The organism is Mesobacillus jeotgali (assembly GCF_031759225.1).
GTDB lineage: Bacteria > Bacillota > Bacilli > Bacillales > Cytobacillaceae > Mesobacillus > Mesobacillus jeotgali_B.
On record NZ_CP134494.1, the window covers coordinates 125994 to 144132 of the forward strand.

Here is an 18139-nt window from a genome sequence, read left to right on the forward strand (position 1 = left end):
TTTTAATCTCTGAACCCCTTATTGACACAAGCTATCTGCCGTGGTATCTTTTTAAAGATATAATAGATGGCGGTTTCATGGCATCAGATTGGAATCAGCCTGTTGAAGCGGGTGTGAGTGTCAATGAATAACAAAGTGACTCTTGCTTGTCAGGAATGCGGTTCCCGCAATTATTCCACAACGAGCAACAAGCAAACGCAAACGGAACGACTGGAGCTGAAAAAGTACTGCAGCAACTGCGGTGCCCATACAGTTCATAAGGAAACGAAATAAGGTTTTCAGATAGATCATCATATGGAATCCCGATAAGTTGGAGGTTACAAAATGCAGCGCATCACTAATTTTTTCAGTGAAGTTGGACGTGAAATGAGGAAGGTCAGCTGGCCTAGACGCAAAGAACTGACTCGCTACACGATTACGGTTCTGTCTACAGTTGCTTTTGCTGCTCTATTCTTCGCAGTGTTAGACCTTGGTATTTCTGAATTGATTCGTATAATTCTTGAATAACCACTACCCACTCATGGTATAATGGAAAATATAAACGCAGGACAAGTTTAAAAGCCCGGATAACGGGTTTTTTATTTGCTTGAAAAAATTCGCATTCAATGCCGGGGCTTCAGTGTACACATACGGTAACGCCCGGGCGTCTGGAAATGGGGAGGGACGGACGAATTAGTCCTCGATGATGGAAAAGAATTGGTATGTAGTGCATACTTACTCAGGCTACGAGAACAAGGTCAAGACGAATCTTGAGAAGCGTGTCGAAACAATGGGCATGCAAGATAAGATCTTCCGTGTGATTGTACCTGAAGAAGAAGAAACAGATTTCAAAAATGGTAAAAAGAAAGTTGTTAAGAGAAAGACTTTCCCTGGTTATGTCCTGGTTGAATTGGTCATGACGGATGATTCCTGGTATGTTGTCCGAAACACGCCGGGTGTAACTGGATTCGTTGGCTCTGCTGGTGCAGGTTCTAAACCAACCCCGCTATTACCTGAAGAAGCAACATTCATCCTCAAGCGCATGGGTATGGAAGAGAAGAGGGTCGATGTCAACTTCGAACTTGGTGAAACTGTCCAGGTCAGCGAAGGGCCATTCGCTAACTTCACAGGTACAATCGAAGAGATCGATAAGGACAAGGCCAAGCTTAAAGTTCTTGTCAATATGTTCGGCCGTGACACTCCGGTTGAACTTGAATTTTCACAGATTGAAAAATTATAATCTGAAATAACTTGAAATCAACTTTAAAAAGTGTTAATATTTCATAGGTCAGTATGTCTTGGACGATTGACAGAATATATGTCAAGTTCTTTATTTCATATAAAGACTTTTAAAATGAGTGGGAGGGGAAAATCCCCTATTACCACATCACGGACTTTAAGGAGGTGTGTCTCGTGGCTAAAAAAGTAATTAAGATGGTTAAGTTGCAAATCCCTGCTGGTAAAGCCAATCCGGCACCACCAGTTGGACCTGCACTAGGTCAAGCCGGTGTTAACATCATGGGATTCTGTAAGGAGTTTAATGCTCGTACAGCTGACCAAGCTGGACTAATCATTCCTGTCGAAATCACGGTTTTTGAAGACCGTTCATTTACATTTATTACGAAAACTCCTCCTGCTGCAGTTCTTTTGAAGGTAGCAGCTGGAATCCAGTCTGGTTCTGGTGAACCAAACCGTAATAAAGTAGCAACAGTCAAGCGTGAGAAAGTACGTGAGATTGCTGAACAGAAAATGCCTGACCTAAACGCAGCTAGCGTTGAAGCAGCAATGCGCATGGTTGAAGGTACTGCACGCAGCATGGGAATCAATATCGAAGACTAATTTCTGCTGCAGAGGATGAATGGGTTGCGGAGCTGAATTAGATTTCACCCGCAACCTTTTGTCTGAAACGGCGCCTTTATGGCGCCTTCGCTTTTCGTTGTCTAGCTCCGATGCCTAGCTCTTTGAGCCAGGGTGTCTCCGCTCTTCAACATGTCTAGCTCTGGCACCTAGCCCCTCGGGACATTTCAGTCCAGCCAATAAAGTCAAAGAACGACTTCACTGTCTGGTCTTCCGGTGCCTGTCGGGGCTGACCAAGGTGCCTCCGCTTTTCAAAGTGGGAGGTTATTCCGTTAAAACCACAATTTAGGAGGAAATAAAAATGGCTAAAAAAGGTAAAAAGTATCTTGAAGCTGCTAAGCTTGTAGATCGCTCTCAAGCATATACAGCTGCTGAAGCAATTGAGCTTGCTAAAAAGACAAGCACAGTTAAATTTGACGCTACAGTTGAAGCTGCTTTCCGTCTGGGCGTAGACCCTAAGAAAGCTGACCAGCAAATCCGTGGAGCTGTAGTGCTTCCAAACGGAACTGGTAAAACTCAACGTGTACTAGTATTCGCTAAAGGCGAAAAGTTAAAAGAAGCAGAAGCTGCTGGTGCAGACTATGTTGGCGATGCAGAATACATCAACAAGATCCAACAAGGTTGGTTCGAATTCGATGTAATCGTTGCTACACCTGACATGATGGGTGAAGTTGGTAAGCTTGGTCGCGTATTGGGACCTAAAGGCTTGATGCCAAACCCTAAGACTGGCACAGTTACTTTCGACGTAACAAAAGCAGTTAACGAAATCAAGGCTGGTAAAGTAGAATACCGCGTTGATAAGTCTGGTAACATCCATGTACCTATCGGAAAAGTTTCTTTCGAAGACAACAAGCTTGTTGAGAACTTCAACACAATCTTCGAAACTATGATGAAGGTTAAGCCAGCTGCAGCAAAAGGAACTTACATGAAGAACGTTACGATCTCTACTACTATGGGACCTGGCGTTAAAGTAGATCCTTCAACTGTAAAATAATAGTATTTGACAATCAATGAAGGATTGGATATAATTCTTCTTGTTGTGAAAATAGAATTACATTTGTACCGCAGACAGCAGGGGCTTATCGCTTAATATCCTGCCGAGGTCATACGATAGAGCAACACACTTGCTATTGTATACTTCCTCCGCGTCTGCACTGATGCGGAGGTTTTTATTTGATCGGTATAAATGCAGAAATCTACAGGAGGTGTAAGGATGAGCGCAATTATCGAAGTGAAAAAGCAACTCGTTGACGAGATTGCTGGCAAACTTAAAGAAAGCAAATCAACGATTGTTGTTGATTACCGTGGACTAACAGTTTCAGAAGTAACTGAACTTCGTAAGGAGCTTCGTGAAGCTGGTGTTGAATTCAAAGTTTACAAAAACTCTATGACACGCCGTGCTGCTGAAGCTGCTGAACTTGCTGGCTTGAACACATCTTTAACAGGTCCTAACGCAATCGCGTTCAGTACTGAAGATGTAGTTGCACCAGCTAAGATTCTTAACGAATTCGCTAAGAAACATGAAGCCCTTGAAATCAAGGCGGGCGTCGTTGAAGGCAACATCGTTACAGTAGAAGAAATCAAGGCACTTGCAGACCTACCGTCTCGCGAAGGTCTACTTTCTATGCTACTCAGCGTACTTCAAGCTCCAATCCGCAATCTTGCTCTTGCTGCAAAAGCTGTTGCAGACCAAAAAGAAGAGCAAGGCGCGTAAGCTAAGAATAATCACCGTTTAACAATAAAAAACTAACCTATTAGGAGGAAACAAATCATGACTCAAGAACAAATCATTGAAGCAGTTAAAAATATGACTGTTTTAGAACTTAACGATCTAGTAAAAGCAATCGAAGAAGAATTCGGCGTAACTGCTGCTGCTCCAGTAGCAATGATGGGTGGAGCTGCTGCTGGCGGCGCTGCTGAAGAAAAAACTGAGTTTGACGTAGTTCTTGCATCTGCTGGCGACCAGAAGATCAAGGTTATCAAAGTTGTTCGCGAAATCACTGGTCTTGGTCTTAAAGAAGCGAAGGAAGTTGTTGACAACGCTCCTAAAGCTCTTAAAGAAGGCGTTTCTAAAGAAGAAGCTGAAGAAATCAAAACTAAGCTTGAAGAAGTTGGAGCAAACGTCGAAGTTAAGTAATCAACCTTACAATAAAAAGCTCGCTGCTAAAGCGGGCTTTTTTTTCGCTTTTTAATTTTAAGTGAGGAATGAAGTTTTAAGACGCTAACTTCGAGAAATGTCTAGCTTCAGCGCCTAGCCCCTCGAGACGCTTCGGTCCTGCCAATGAAGTCAAAGAACGACTTCACTGTCAGGCCCTCCAGCGCTTGTCGGGGCTGAACAAGGCGCTTTCGCTTTTCGATTTTTTGCTTTTTGATTGTTAAAAGTTTATAATACCGCAGTAGCAATGCAATCCGCGATCGCATTCTTCAAATGAGTCCCCGTGGAGGTGAGAGATTTTGACTGAACATTATTACTCCCGCAAACCCAGTACCGACAGCAATCCAGTGAAATGGCAAAGCGAATTGAAGGGGAATAGCTTCCGCTTCAAGACGGACAGTGGTGTTTTTTCGAAAAAGGAAGTCGATTTTGGCTCACGATTATTAATTGACACATTCGAACTAACTAGAGCTGATGGATTGATTCTTGATGTTGGCTGTGGTTACGGCCCGATCGGACTTTCAATTGCCAGGGCCTATCCAGAAGCGATGGTCCACATGGTGGATGTCAATGAAAGAGCGATTATGCTTGCAAAAGAAAATGCGTCCGAGAATAAAGTGGACAATGTGAAAATCTATGAAAGCGACCGGTTGAATGGAGTGGAGGAAGAAGGATTCGGTGCAATCTTGACAAACCCGCCGATCCGAGCTGGCAAAAAGATAGTGCATGATATTTTCGAGCAGAGTTTTCAGCGATTAGCTGAAGGCGGAGAGCTTTGGGTGGTCATCCAGAAAAAGCAGGGTGCTCCATCCGCGATGGAAAAAATGAAAGAACTTTTTGGCGATGTAGAGGTTGAGGCGAAAAGTAAAGGATACTTTATTCTCAAATCTGTTAAATGTTGACGTGAGAAAACCGCTATGTTAATATTATAAAATGCCAATATATTAGTTTCCTTTTCAATTGCTATTTTCATCGAAAGTTGTATAAATTTGGGCATTAAGGGAAAACTAACAAAATAATTGTTCGTTGCAGGAAATGTGGTTTTTAGGTGAAAACCCTTTTTCTTTTTGTCTTTTGAAATGGAGGAAACTTCATGGACAAGACAGGGATAGATGAATAATAACGCTTGATTTGAGGGGTGAATCAGTTGACAGGTCAACTAGTTCAGTATGGACGACACCGCCAACGTAGAAGTTATGCTCGCATCAGTGAAGTTTTGGAATTGCCGAATTTGATTGAAATTCAAACCTCTTCCTATCAGTGGTTTCTTGATGAGGGCCTCCGTGAAATGTTCCAGGACATTTCACCGATTGAAGACTTTACTGGTAACTTATCGTTAGAGTTTATCGATTACAGTCTTGGCGAACCGAAATATCCAGTGGAAGAATCAAAAGAAAGAGACGTCACTTACTCTGCACCATTGAGAGTAAAGGTCCGCCTTGTGAATAAGGAAACAGGTGAAGTAAAGGACCAGGATGTTTTCATGGGCGATTTCCCGCTTATGACAGAAACTGGCACGTTTGTGATCAACGGTGCTGAAAGGGTTATCGTTTCCCAGTTGGTGCGCTCACCAAGTGTATACTACAGCGGGAAGCTTGATAAGAACGGGAAGAAAGGGTTCACTGCAACCGTAATCCCGAACCGCGGCGCCTGGTTGGAGTATGAAACAGATGCCAAGGATGTTGTATATGTAAGGATCGATCGTACGAGGAAGCTCCCTGTTACGGTTCTTTTGCGTGCATTAGGGTTCGGTTCTGATCAAGAAATCATTGATCTGATCGGAGATAATGAATATATCCGTAATACTCTTGAAAAAGACAATACGGAAAGCACGGAAAAAGCGCTTCTTGAAATCTATGAGCGCCTCCGTCCTGGTGAACCGCCTACAGTTGAAAATGCAAAGAGCCTTCTGGTATCAAGATTCTTTGATCCGAAGCGTTATGACCTCGCAAACGTAGGGCGTTATAAGATCAACAAAAAGCTTCATATTAAGAACCGTTTATTCGGGCAAAAGCTTGCAGAAACATTAGTTGATCCTGAAACAGGGGAAATCATCGCAGAAAAAGGCGTCACACTTGACCGCCGTACTCTGGATAAGATCATCCCTGCTTTGGAGAACAATGTTGGCTTCAAGACAATCAGCCCTTATGGCGGCGTGGTTGAAGAGGATGTAACGTTACAAAGCATTAAGATCTATGCTCCGAACGATGAGGGAGAGAAGGAAATTAATGTTCTTGGCAACGCCTATGTCCCTGAGCCAATCAAAAACATCACGCCTGCTGATATCATTGCATCCATCAGCTATTTCTTTAACTTGCTGCATGGTGTTGGCGACACAGATGACATCGACCATTTAGGAAACAGACGCCTTCGTTCTGTTGGTGAGCTGCTTCAGAACCAATTCCGTATTGGTTTATCCAGAATGGAACGTGTAGTCCGTGAAAGAATGTCCATCCAGGACACAAATACGATTACACCACAGCAATTAATCAATATCCGCCCGGTTATTGCGTCCATTAAAGAGTTCTTTGGAAGCTCTCAGCTTTCACAGTTCATGGACCAGACAAATCCGCTGGCTGAATTGACACATAAAAGGCGTCTTTCTGCATTGGGACCTGGTGGTCTTACACGTGAACGCGCTGGATTCGAAGTGCGTGACGTTCACTACTCCCACTACGGACGTATGTGCCCGATCGAAACGCCGGAAGGTCCAAACATCGGTTTGATCAACTCATTGTCAAGTTTCGCAAAGGTTAACCGTTTCGGATTCATTGAGACTCCGTACCGCCGAGTTGACCCTGAAACTGGCAAAGTGACAAGCCAATTCGATTACTTAACAGCTGATGAAGAAGATAACTATGTAGTGGCACAGGCGAACGCTCGCCTTGCAGAAGATGGTTCCTTCGTTGATGATGAAGTAATTGCCCGTTTCCGCGGTGAAAACACAGTGGTTAAGCGTGATCGCGTCGATTATATGGACGTATCACCTAAGCAGGTTGTATCAGCAGCGACTGCGTGTATCCCGTTCCTTGAAAACGATGACTCCAACCGTGCCTTGATGGGTGCGAACATGCAGCGTCAGGCTGTCCCATTGATGCAGCCTGAAGCACCAAGAGTCGGAACTGGAATGGAACACGTTTCTGCGAAGGATTCAGGTGCAGCAGTCATCTGTAAGCATGAAGGGATCGTAGAACATGTCGAAGCCCGTGAAGTGTGGGTACGCCGTGTCAAAGAAGTAGACGGACAGGAAGTCAAGGGTGACCTTGATAAGTACCGTATGCTGAAGTTCATCCGTTCCAACCAGGGTACATGCTACAACCAGCGCCCAATCGTGAGCGTTGGCGACCGTGTAACCAAGGGGGAAATCCTTGCTGATGGCCCTTCTATGGAAGCAGGAGAACTTGCACTTGGCCGTAACGTCCTTGTTGGCTTCATGACATGGAACGGTTATAACTACGAGGATGCGATCATCATGAGTGAGCGCCTCGTTAAGGATGATGTTTATACATCGATCCATATAGAAGAATATGAATCAGAGTCCCGCGATACAAAGCTTGGACCTGAAGAAATCACACGCGATATTCCTAACGTCGGGGAAGATGCACTGAGAAACCTTGACGAGCGTGGAATCATCCGTGTCGGTGCCGAAGTGAAAGATGGAGATCTTCTCGTAGGTAAGGTAACGCCTAAAGGGGTTACTGAATTGACTGCGGAAGAACGTCTCCTTCATGCAATCTTCGGTGAAAAAGCTAGGGAAGTCCGCGATACTTCATTGCGCGTACCACACGGCGGCGGCGGAATTGTCCTTGACGTCAAAGTGTTCAACCGTGAAGATGGCGACGAGCTTCCTCCAGGCGTGAACCAGCTTGTCCGTGCTTACATCGTTCAGAAGCGTAAGATTTCTGAAGGTGACAAAATGGCAGGACGCCACGGTAACAAAGGGGTTATTTCCAAAATCCTTCCGGAAGAGGATATGCCTTTCTTGCCGGACGGAACACCAGTCGATATCATGCTTAACCCACTAGGGGTACCATCACGTATGAATATCGGTCAGGTGCTTGAGCTTCACCTTGGTATGGCAGCGCGTTACCTTGGAATCCATGTTGCTTCCCCTGTATTCGACGGTGCTACCGAAGAAGATGTATGGTCAACAATCCAGGAAGCTGGTATGGCCAGAGATGCGAAAACTGTCCTCTATGATGGCCGCACAGGTGAGCCATTCGACAACCGTGTATCTGTCGGTGTCATGTATATGATCAAGCTTGCTCACATGGTAGACGATAAGCTTCACGCTCGTTCTACTGGACCATACTCACTTGTTACGCAGCAGCCACTTGGCGGTAAAGCCCAGTTCGGCGGACAGCGTTTCGGGGAGATGGAGGTTTGGGCGCTTGAAGCATACGGCGCTGCTTACACATTGCAGGAAATCTTAACTGTCAAGTCCGATGATGTTGTCGGACGTGTTAAAACATATGAAGCGATTGTAAAAGGAGAAAACGTTCCAGAGCCAGGCGTTCCTGAATCATTCAAAGTATTGATGAAGGAGCTTCAAAGTTTGGGTATGGACGTTAAGATCCTGTCAGGCGATGAAAAAGAAATCGAAATGCGCGATTTTGACGATGATGAAGAATTGCAGCATGCAGAAACATTGACGATTGCTCCTGAAGCAGAAGAAATGGATTCTGAAAAAGTAGGAATGAAAGAATAGGTCCATCTAATTGGCACACGTGAACAAACAGTTGAATAACAGTATTGTCCACGTGTGTTCCTATTTGGATGGCCATAAGGGTAAAACCCTAGATTAAAAGGGAGGTAGGCCCCTTGCTAGATGTTAATAATTTTGAGTACATGAAAATTGGCCTCGCTTCACCAGACAAGATCCGTTCATGGTCTTTCGGTGAAGTTAAAAAGCCGGAAACAATCAACTATCGTACTTTAAAACCAGAAAAAGACGGCTTATTCTGTGAGCGAATCTTCGGACCGACGAAGGACTGGGAATGTCATTGCGGAAAGTATAAAAGAGTCCGCTACAAAGGCGTAGTCTGTGACCGATGCGGTGTTGAAGTAACACGCGCAAAAGTCCGTCGTGAAAGAATGGGACACATTGAGCTTGCAGCTCCTGTATCTCACATTTGGTATTTCAAAGGTATTCCTAGCCGCATGGGACTAGTCCTTGACATGTCTCCACGTGCGCTTGAAGAAGTTATTTACTTTGCTTCATATGTGGTAACGGAAACTGGTGACACTGCTCTTGAAAAGAAGCAACTGTTGTCAGAGAAAGAATACCGTGCTTACCGCGAAAAATACGGAAACAAATTCCAGGCTGCCATGGGAGCCGAAGCAATCAAAAAGCTGCTTTCTGACATCGACCTAGATAAAGAAGCAGACATGCTGAAAGAAGAATTAAGAACTGCGCAGGGCCAGCGTCGTACTCGTGCGATCAAACGTCTTGAGGTGGTTGAAGCGTTCCGTGGGTCAGGCAATGAGCCATCATGGATGATCCTTGATGTCCTTCCTGTCATCCCGCCAGAACTTCGCCCAATGGTACAGCTTGATGGAGGACGTTTCGCGACATCCGACCTCAACGATTTGTACCGTCGTGTTATCAATCGTAACAACCGTCTGAAGCGTCTTCTTGACCTTGGTGCTCCTAGCATCATCGTCCAGAACGAAAAGCGTATGCTTCAGGAAGCTGTTGATGCGTTGATCGATAACGGCCGCCGCGGCCGTCCGGTAACAGGACCTGGTAACCGTCCATTGAAGTCCCTTTCCCATATGCTTAAGGGTAAGCAAGGTCGTTTCCGTCAAAACCTTCTTGGTAAGCGTGTTGACTACTCCGGCCGTTCGGTTATCGTCGTAGGTCCAAACCTGCATATGTACCAGTGCGGACTGCCTAAAGAAATGGCTCTTGAGCTATTCAAGCCGTTCGTCATGAAAGAACTAGTACAAAAGGGCTTAGCCCATAACATAAAGTCTGCCAAACGAAAGATCGAGCGCGTACAGCCGGAAGTCTGGGATGTGCTTGAAGATGTCATCAAGGAGCATCCGGTATTGCTTAACCGTGCACCGACTCTTCACAGACTTGGAATCCAGGCATTCGAACCGACATTGGTAGAAGGACGCGCAATCCGTCTTCACCCGCTAGTATGTACAGCTTATAACGCTGACTTCGATGGTGACCAGATGGCCGTCCACGTACCGCTTTCTGCTGAAGCGCAGGCAGAAGCACGTCTATTGATGCTTGCTGCCCAGAACATCCTGAACCCTAAGGATGGAAAGCCAGTTGTTACTCCTTCCCAGGATATGGTTTTAGGTAACTACTACCTGACTCTGGAAAGAGAAGGTGCTGTTGGTGAAGGTATGGTGTTCAAGGATACGAACGAAGCGTTGATTGCATACCAGAATGGCTATGTACACCTTCACACTCGTATCGCTGTTGCGGCATCATCACTTGGCAACCAGACTTTCACTGAAGAGCAAAATGGCCAGCTCTTGATCACGACAGTTGGTAAGCTGATTTTCAACGAAATCCTTCCAGCGTCATTCCCTTATATCAATGAGCCTTCCAAGCAAAACCTTGAGGAGAAAACTCCTGAGAAGTATTTTGTGGAAAAAGGTGCAGATGTCAAGGAAGTTATCAAGTCAATGCCATTGGTGGATCCATTCAAGAAGAAAATTCTTGGAAACATCATTGCTGAAGTATTCAAGAAGTTCAAAATCACTGAAACATCTAAAATGCTTGACCGTATGAAGGGACTTGGTTTCACATACTCGACTAAAGCGGGTATTACGGTTGGTGTGGCAGATATCGTGGTTCTTAAAGAGAAGCAGGAAATCATTTCAGAAGCACAGACTAAGGTAGATAATGTTCTTAAGCAGTTCAGACGCGGTTTGATTACCGAGGATGAGCGTTATGACCGCGTTATTTCCATCTGGAGCCAGGCAAAGGATAATATCCAGGCTAAGCTGATGAAATCACTTGATAACTCTAACCCAATCTTCATGATGAGTGACTCCGGTGCCCGTGGTAACGCATCTAACTTCACGCAGCTTGCTGGTATGCGTGGTCTGATGGCCAACCCGGCTGGACGTATCATTGAGTTGCCGATCAAGTCAAGTTTCCGTGAAGGTCTGACAGTATTGGAGTACTTCATCTCCACTCACGGTGCTCGTAAAGGTCTTGCCGATACAGCACTTAAGACTGCTGACTCAGGTTACCTGACTCGTCGTCTTGTAGACGTAGCGCAGGATGTCATCGTTCGCGAAGACGATTGTGGTACAGACAGAGGCTTGTTTATCAAATCGCTTAAAGATGGTACCGAAGTAATCGAACCTCTAGAAGAGCGTCTGATCGGCCGCTATGCAAGAAAGGCTATCAAGCATCCTGAAACTAAGGCTGTGATTGTACCTGAAAACGGATTGATCACAGAAGACTTGGCAGTTGAAGTAACTGAAGCTGGAATCGAGGAAGTGTGGATCCGTTCTGCATTTACATGTAATACACGCCACGGTGTATGTAAGAAGTGCTACGGTCGTAACCTTGCGACTGGCCAGGAAGTCGAGGTTGGCGAAGCAGTCGGTATCATTGCTGCCCAGTCAATCGGTGAGCCAGGCACACAGCTTACAATGCGTACATTCCATACGGGTGGTGTTGCAGGAGACGATATCACACAAGGTCTTCCGCGTATCCAGGAATTGTTCGAAGCACGTAATCCTAAAGGGCAGGCTGTCATCACTGAATTGGAAGGTGTCGTAGTTGGCATCAACGAAGGAAAAGACCGTCAGCAGGAAATTGTGATCCAGGGTGAAATCGAAAGCCGTACTTACAATGCACCATACACAGCACGCTTGAAAGTGGCTGTGAATGACCATGTAGAACGCGGTCAGGAACTCACTGAAGGTTCAATCGACCCTAAGGAACTGTTAAGAGTCAAAGATGTTCAATCCGTGCAGGAATACTTATTGAAAGAAGTTCAAAAAGTATACCGTATGCAGGGTGTTGAAATCGGCGACAAGCACGTTGAAGTAATGGTGCGCCAAATGATGCGCAAAATCAGGGTGATCGACGCTGGTGAAACAGATGTACTTCCAGGCACATTGCTTGAGATCCATCAGTTCACTGACGCTAACCGCAAAGCACTTCTAGAAGGCAAAATGCCGGCAACAGGACGTCCAGTATTGCTTGGTATCACAAAAGCATCACTTGAGACGGATTCATTCCTGTCTGCAGCATCCTTCCAGGAAACAACAAGAGTGCTTACAGATGCAGCAATCAAAGGCAAGCGCGATGAGCTTCTCGGCCTTAAAGAAAATGTTATCATCGGTAAACTTGTTCCAGCTGGAACTGGTATGCAGCGCTACAGAAGAGCTGAACCAATCTCAAAGGAAGAAGAAAATGCCGAAGATGCAATCACTGTAGAATAAAATAAGGAGTGCGGTGCTCTCTGCTACGGCAGAAAGTGCCGCCTTTTTAAAGAAAAAAGTTTGTTTCCATGAATAAAAGCAACATTTTAGCGAAAAAAGTTTTTCGATGTTGTTGACATCCATTGCACTAAGTGTTAATATTTCAAAGGTGCTCCTATTTACCGGTTACTTTGGAGGATTTCATGTCTTATGAAAAAGTAGCTCAAGCTAAAAAGATAATAGTAGGATCAAAGCAAACAGTGAAAGCACTGAAGGCTGGCGAAGTAATCGAACTGGTCATTGCGAAGGATGCTGACATGAAAGTGACAGCGAATCTCTTGCAGACAGCCAGGGAAATGAACACCGCCATCACCTATGTCGACTCTATGAAAAAACTAGGGAAGGCATGCGGGATTGCCGTCGGAGCCTCAGCTGTAGCGATAACCAAGTAAAAACTGTTTTTGCAGCAGTCTGCAAGAACTTTGTTTTTTGTAAAAAAATGAACCACCTGGATGTGTGGGCTTACACAAAATGTGAAGGGAGGAAAATGATCATGCCTACAATTAACCAATTAGTGCGCAAGCCACGTAGCTCAAAAGAGGAGAAGTCAAAATCTCCGGCGCTAAATAAAGGTTACAACAGCTTCAAAAAAGCACAAACTAACGTTTCATCTCCACAAAAGCGTGGTGTATGTACTCGTGTTGGTACTATGACTCCAAAGAAGCCGAACTCAGCGTTGCGTAAATACGCTCGTGTACGTTTGACTAACGGAATCGAGGTAACAGCTTATATACCTGGTATCGGGCACAACCTTCAAGAACACAGCGTTGTTCTTATCCGTGGAGGACGTGTAAAAGACTTACCGGGTGTGCGTTATCACATCGTTCGTGGTGCTCTTGATACTGCTGGTGTTAACAACCGTATGCAGGGCCGTTCTAAGTACGGTACTAAGAGACCAAAAGCAGCTAAGAAATAATAAACAAAAACTATTAACCCTTTTTGAAAGGAGGAAATTACATGCCACGTAAAGGTCCAGTTGCAAAGAGAGACGTATTGCCGGATCCGATTTATAACTCAAAGCTTATCACTCGCTTGATCAACAAAATGATGATCGATGGTAAGAGAGGTAAATCACAAAAGATCCTTTATTCAGCTTTTGATATCATTCGTGAGCGTTCAGGCAAAGAGCCAATCGAAGTATTCGACGCAGCTCTTAAGAACATCATGCCTGTTCTAGAAGTAAAAGCACGCCGTGTAGGTGGAGCAAACTACCAAGTACCAGTTGAGGTGCGCGCAGACCGCCGTACTACACTTGGTCTTCGTTGGTTGGTGAACTACTCACGTCTTCGTGGGGAAAAGACAATGGAAGAGCGTCTTGCTAACGAAATTCTTGATGCTGCTAACAACACTGGTGCTTCTGTTAAGAAGCGCGAAGATACACACAAAATGGCGGAAGCAAACAAAGCATTCGCTCACTATCGTTGGTAGAATTACCTTCAATTTAAAAACACTCATACTAGGAAGGAGAAAGACCAAATGGCAAGAGAGTTCTCCTTAGAAAAAACTCGTAATATTGGAATCATGGCTCACATTGATGCTGGTAAAACAACAACAACTGAGCGTGTTCTTTATTATACTGGCCGTATTCACAAAATCGGCGAAACACATGAAGGTGCTTCTCAAATGGACTGGATGGAGCAGGAACAAGAGCGTGGAATCACGATCACTTCTGCTGCAACAACAGCTTCTTGGAAAGAACACCGTGTAAACATCATCGATACACCAGGACACGTAGACTTCACTGTTGAAGTAGAACGTTCACTTCGTGTACTTGATGGGGCAGTAGCAGTACTTGACGCACAGTCAGGTGTTGAGCCTCAAACTGAAACAGTTTGGCGCCAGGCTACTACTTACGGAGTTCCACGTGTAGTATTCGTTAACAAAATGGATAAGCTAGGCGCGGACTTCCTTTACTCAGTATCAACTATTCATGATCGTCTTCAAGCGAACGCTCACCCGATCCAACTTCCGATCGGTGCTGAGGATGAGTTCGAAGCAATCATCGACTTAGTTGAAATGAAAGCTATCTTCTACGGTAATGACCTTGGAACAGAAATCACTGTTGGGGAAATTCCTGAAGAATATATGGCTAAAGCTGAAGAATACCGTGAAAAGCTAGTTGAAGCGGTAGCTGAGCTTGACGAAGAATTAATGGAAAAATACCTTGGCGGAGAAGAGCTGACAGTCGAAGAGATCAAAGCTGCAATCCGTAAAGGTACTACAAATGTTGAATTCTACCCGGTTATCTGTGGTTCAGCATTCAAAAACAAAGGTGTTCAGCTAATGCTTGACGCTGTTATCGACTACCTTCCATCTCCACTGGATGTACCTGCGATTAAAGGTACTCTTCCAGATTCAGATGAAGAAGTTGAGCGTCACTCTGACGACAACGAGCCATTCTCTGCTCTTGCTTTCAAAGTAATGACTGACCCTTATGTTGGTAAATTAACATTCTTCCGCGTTTACTCTGGTACTCTTGAGTCTGGTTCATATGTCCAGAACTCAACTAAAGGAAAGCGTGAGCGTATCGGACGTATCCTTCAGATGCACGCTAACAGCCGTCAGGAAATCTCTAAGGTTTACGCGGGTGATATCGCTGCAGCTGTAGGTTTGAAAGATACTACTACAGGTGACACTCTATGTGACGAAAAGAATCTTGTTATTCTTGAATCCATGCAGTTCCCTGAACCAGTAATCCAGTTGTCAGTTGAACCTAAGTCAAAAGCTGACCAGGACAAGATGACTACTGCATTGCAAAAACTTCAAGAAGAAGATCCAACTTTCCGTGCGCATACTGACCAGGAAACTGGACAGGTTATCATCGCAGGAATGGGTGAGCTTCACCTTGATATCATCGTTGACCGTATGCGTCGTGAATTTAAAGTGGAAGCAAACGTTGGTGCACCTCAGGTTGCATACCGTGAAACTTTCCGTGAATCAGCTTCTGTTGAAGGTAAATTCGCACGTCAGTCCGGTGGACGTGGTCAATTCGGACACGTTTGGATCGAGTTCTCTCCAAACGAAGAAGGAAAAGGTTTCGAGTTCGAGAATGGCATCGTCGGTGGTGTAGTTCCACGTGAATACATCCCAGCGGTACAAGCTGGTCTTGAAGACGCTCTTGACCGTGGTGTTCTTGCAGGATATCCACTAGTTGACATCAAAGCAAGACTATTCGATGGTTCTTACCACGATGTTGACTCCTCTGAAATGGCGTTTAAAATCGCTGCTTCAATGGCACTTAAGAATGCTGCTTCCAAGTGTAAGCCAGTCATCCTTGAGCCAGTCATGAGGGTTGAGGTTGTTATCCCTGAAGAATATCTTGGAGACATCATGGGTATGATCACTGCTCGTCGCGGACGCGTCGAAGGTATGGATGCTCGTGGTAACGCACAAGTAGTTCGTGCGATGGTTCCACTTTCAGAAATGTTCGGTTATGCAACTGCTCTTCGTTCAAGCACACAAGGACGCGGTGTATTCTCAATGCACTTCGACCATTACGAAGAAGTTCCTAAATCTGTTTCTGAAGAAATCATCAAAAAAAATAAAGGTGAATAATTGATTTTCACCTTTTAATCAAGTATAACTACTAATGTAAGCATAACGCTGTGGAATAGGTTCCCTATTTCACAGCACATTAAAATATACTTAATTTTCATATATTAAAGGAGGATTTTTCTAATGGGAAAAGCTAAATTCGATCGTTCTAAGCCACACGTTAACATCGGTACAATTGGTCACGTTGACCATGGTAAAACTACTCTAACAGCTGCTATCACTACTGTTCTTTCTAAAGTAGGTGGCGGAGAAGCACGCGGATATGACCAAATCGACGCTGCTCCAGAAGAGCGCGAGCGCGGAATCACAATCTCAACTGCACACGTTGAGTACGAAACTGCAACTCGTCACTATGCACACGTTGACTGCCCAGGACACGCTGACTATGTTAAGAACATGATCACTGGTGCTGCACAAATGGACGGCGGTATCCTTGTAGTATCTGCTGCTGACGGCCCAATGCCACAAACTCGTGAGCACATCCTTCTTTCTCGTCAGGTAGGCGTACCTTACCTTGTTGTATTCATGAACAAGTGTGACATGGTTGACGACGAAGAACTTCTTGAATTAGTAGAAATGGAAGTACGTGACCTTCTTTCTGAATATGACTTCCCTGGCGATGACATCCCAGTTATCAAAGGTTCTGCTCTAAGAGCTCTTGAAGGAGCTCCAGAATGGGAAGAAAAAATCAACGAGCTTATGGCTGCAGTTGATGAGTACATCCCAACACCAACACGTGACACTGACAAGCCATTCATGATGCCTGTTGAGGACGTATTCTCAATCACTGGCCGTGGAACAGTTGCTACTGGCCGTGTTGAGCGTGGACAAGTTAAAGTCGGTGACGTAATCGAAATCATCGGTCTTACTGAAGAGCCAAAATCAACTACTGTAACAGGTGTTGAAATGTTCCGTAAGCTTCTTGACTATGCTGAAGCTGGAGACAACATCGGTGCACTTCTTCGTGGGGTAGCTCGTGAAGATATCCAACGTGGTCAAGTACTTGCTAAGCCAGGTTCTGTTAAGCCACACACAAAGTTCACTGCTGAAGTATACGTTCTTTCAAAAGAAGAAGGTGGACGTCACACTCCATTCTTCACAAACTACCGTCCACAGTTCTACTTCCGTACAACTGATGTAACTGGTATTTGTAACCTTCCTGAAGGCGTAGAAATGGTTATGCCTGGCGACAACATCGAAATGACTGTTGAACTGATCGCTCCAATCGCTATCGAAGAAGGAACTAAGTTCTCAATTCGTGAAGGCGGCCGTACTGTAGGCGCTGGCGTTGTAGCTTCAATCCAAGAGTAATTTTTAATAAAAACACTGAAAGCAGCTGGATGACGATCCAGCTGCTTTTATTTTGTAGAGATCGCATCCTTTAATGAAACCAAATGGTATATATCTAATATTCGGAAGTGCGAGTTGAATGGGTTAATGAAAAGATAGTCTCCGCCCCAAATGTGAAGGAGAAGAAATTACGGTCGTAGAAAGATTATTTCTCCGCCCGAAATGTGAGAGGAGAAGAAATTACGGTCGCAGAAAGAGTGATTCTCCGCCCGAAATGTGAGAGGAGAAGAAACTACGGTCGCAGAAAGTCAGAATCTCCGCCCGAAACTGAGAGGAGAAACCAATTACGGTCGCAGAAAGATTGATTCTCCGCCCGAAATGTGAGAGGAGAAGAAATTACGGTCGCAGAAAGTCAGAATCACCGCCCCAAAACGGAGAGGAGAAGAAATTACGGTCGCAGAAAGATTATTTCTCCGCCCGAAATGTGAGAGGAGAAGAAATTACGATCGCAGAAAGAGTGATTCTCCGCCCGAAATGTGAGAGGAGAAGAAACTACGGTCGCAGAAAGGTTGAATCTCCGCCCGAAATTTGAGAGGAGAAGAAATTACGGTCGCAGAAAGTCAGAATCTCCTCCCGAAACTGAGAGGAGAAACCAATTACGGTCGCAGAAAGATTGATTCTCCGCCCTAAAAGCGAGAGGAGAAGCAATTACAGTCGCAGAAAGTCAAAATCACCGCCTGAAATATGAGAGAAAAAGAATTACAGTCACAGAATAAGGGAGCATCAGTAAAATATGTTCGCTGATGATTAAGGTTGCATTTAAGGTAATCGGTTATTGGT

The 18139-nt window shown here is 44.8% G+C and carries 15 protein-coding genes and 1 other annotated feature; all 15 genes read left to right on the forward strand.

Features of this window, described 5'->3' with window-relative positions; genetic code table 11:
* Window positions 1-123: 123 nt before the first annotated feature.
* Window positions 124-273 carry a 50S ribosomal protein L33 gene (gene rpmG / locus RH061_RS00660; RefSeq protein WP_079504286.1) on the forward strand — a complete coding sequence of 50 codons (150 nt, stop codon included), beginning with the start codon at window positions 124-126 and terminating at the stop codon, window positions 271-273.
* 51 nt (window positions 274-324) lie between these two features.
* Window positions 325-507 (forward strand): preprotein translocase subunit SecE, encoded by a 183-nt coding sequence (gene secE / locus RH061_RS00665; RefSeq protein WP_167834084.1) that lies wholly within the window; start codon window positions 325-327, stop codon window positions 505-507.
* A 178-nt stretch (window positions 508-685) separates the two neighbouring features.
* Window positions 686-1219, forward strand: a complete 534-nt coding sequence (gene nusG, locus RH061_RS00670; protein ID WP_311076228.1) for a transcription termination/antitermination protein NusG — start codon at window positions 686-688, stop codon at window positions 1217-1219.
* Window positions 1220-1392: 173 nt separating this feature from the next.
* Entirely contained in the window at window positions 1393-1818 is a 426-nt protein-coding gene (gene rplK / locus RH061_RS00675) for a 50S ribosomal protein L11 (RefSeq protein ID WP_142999694.1), read from the forward strand.
* Window positions 1819-2137: 319 nt separating this feature from the next.
* Complete coding sequence (gene rplA / locus RH061_RS00680) at window positions 2138-2830, forward strand: 50S ribosomal protein L1 (protein ID WP_311073268.1); 693 nt, start codon at window positions 2138-2140, stop codon at window positions 2828-2830.
* Window positions 2831-2880: 50 nt separating this feature from the next.
* Window positions 2881-3017: a sequence feature (ribosomal protein L10 leader region), on the forward strand.
* A gap of 32 nt (window positions 3018-3049) precedes the next feature.
* A complete protein-coding gene (gene rplJ / locus RH061_RS00685) occupies window positions 3050-3550 on the forward strand; it encodes a 50S ribosomal protein L10 (protein WP_311073270.1) in 501 nt (166 codons plus the stop codon).
* A gap of 57 nt (window positions 3551-3607) precedes the next feature.
* Window positions 3608-3973 carry a 50S ribosomal protein L7/L12 gene (gene rplL, locus RH061_RS00690; RefSeq protein ID WP_311073272.1) on the forward strand — a complete coding sequence of 122 codons (366 nt, stop codon included), beginning with the start codon at window positions 3608-3610 and terminating at the stop codon, window positions 3971-3973.
* A gap of 317 nt (window positions 3974-4290) precedes the next feature.
* Window positions 4291-4893 carry a class I SAM-dependent methyltransferase gene (locus RH061_RS00695; protein WP_311073274.1) on the forward strand — a complete coding sequence of 201 codons (603 nt, stop codon included), beginning with the start codon at window positions 4291-4293 and terminating at the stop codon, window positions 4891-4893.
* Window positions 4894-5129: 236 nt separating this feature from the next.
* The gene (rpoB, locus tag RH061_RS00700; RefSeq protein ID WP_311073276.1) at window positions 5130-8699 is read left to right on the forward strand and encodes a DNA-directed RNA polymerase subunit beta; all 3570 of its coding nucleotides are present in this window, start codon (window positions 5130-5132) and stop codon (window positions 8697-8699) included.
* Between the two features lie 113 nt (window positions 8700-8812).
* Window positions 8813-12415, forward strand: coding sequence for a DNA-directed RNA polymerase subunit beta' (gene rpoC / locus RH061_RS00705; protein ID WP_311073278.1), 3603 nt, complete (start codon window positions 8813-8815; stop codon window positions 12413-12415).
* Between the two features lie 182 nt (window positions 12416-12597).
* Entirely contained in the window at window positions 12598-12846 is a 249-nt protein-coding gene (locus tag RH061_RS00710; RefSeq protein WP_041966529.1) for a 50S ribosomal protein L7ae-like protein, read from the forward strand.
* A 101-nt stretch (window positions 12847-12947) separates the two neighbouring features.
* Window positions 12948-13370 (forward strand): 30S ribosomal protein S12, encoded by a 423-nt coding sequence (gene rpsL, locus RH061_RS00715; protein ID WP_023626436.1) that lies wholly within the window; start codon window positions 12948-12950, stop codon window positions 13368-13370.
* A gap of 41 nt (window positions 13371-13411) precedes the next feature.
* Entirely contained in the window at window positions 13412-13882 is a 471-nt protein-coding gene (gene rpsG / locus RH061_RS00720) for a 30S ribosomal protein S7 (protein WP_023626435.1), read from the forward strand.
* A gap of 48 nt (window positions 13883-13930) precedes the next feature.
* Window positions 13931-16009, forward strand: a complete 2079-nt coding sequence (gene fusA, locus RH061_RS00725) for an elongation factor G (protein WP_311073282.1) — start codon at window positions 13931-13933, stop codon at window positions 16007-16009.
* Between the two features lie 123 nt (window positions 16010-16132).
* Window positions 16133-17320 (forward strand): elongation factor Tu, encoded by a 1188-nt coding sequence (gene tuf, locus RH061_RS00730; RefSeq protein ID WP_311073284.1) that lies wholly within the window; start codon window positions 16133-16135, stop codon window positions 17318-17320.
* The last annotated feature ends 819 nt before the right edge of the window (window positions 17321-18139 follow it).

Coding starts and splice junctions, on each gene's coding strand:
- secE (WP_167834084.1), top strand. CDS start 325: ATGCAGCGCATCACTAATTTTTTCAGTGAAGTTGGACGTGAAATGAGG.
- RH061_RS00710 (WP_041966529.1), top strand. CDS start 12,598: ATGTCTTATGAAAAAGTAGCTCAAGCTAAAAAGATAATAGTAGGATCA.
- fusA (WP_311073282.1), top strand. CDS start 13,931: ATGGCAAGAGAGTTCTCCTTAGAAAAAACTCGTAATATTGGAATCATG.
- rplL (WP_311073272.1), top strand. CDS start 3,608: ATGACTCAAGAACAAATCATTGAAGCAGTTAAAAATATGACTGTTTTA.
- rplJ (WP_311073270.1), top strand. CDS start 3,050: ATGAGCGCAATTATCGAAGTGAAAAAGCAACTCGTTGACGAGATTGCT.
- rplA (WP_311073268.1), top strand. CDS start 2,138: ATGGCTAAAAAAGGTAAAAAGTATCTTGAAGCTGCTAAGCTTGTAGAT.
- rpsL (WP_023626436.1), top strand. CDS start 12,948: ATGCCTACAATTAACCAATTAGTGCGCAAGCCACGTAGCTCAAAAGAG.
- tuf (WP_311073284.1), top strand. CDS start 16,133: ATGGGAAAAGCTAAATTCGATCGTTCTAAGCCACACGTTAACATCGGT.
- nusG (WP_311076228.1), top strand. CDS start 686: ATGGAAAAGAATTGGTATGTAGTGCATACTTACTCAGGCTACGAGAAC.
- rpsG (WP_023626435.1), top strand. CDS start 13,412: ATGCCACGTAAAGGTCCAGTTGCAAAGAGAGACGTATTGCCGGATCCG.
- rpmG (WP_079504286.1), top strand. CDS start 124: ATGAATAACAAAGTGACTCTTGCTTGTCAGGAATGCGGTTCCCGCAAT.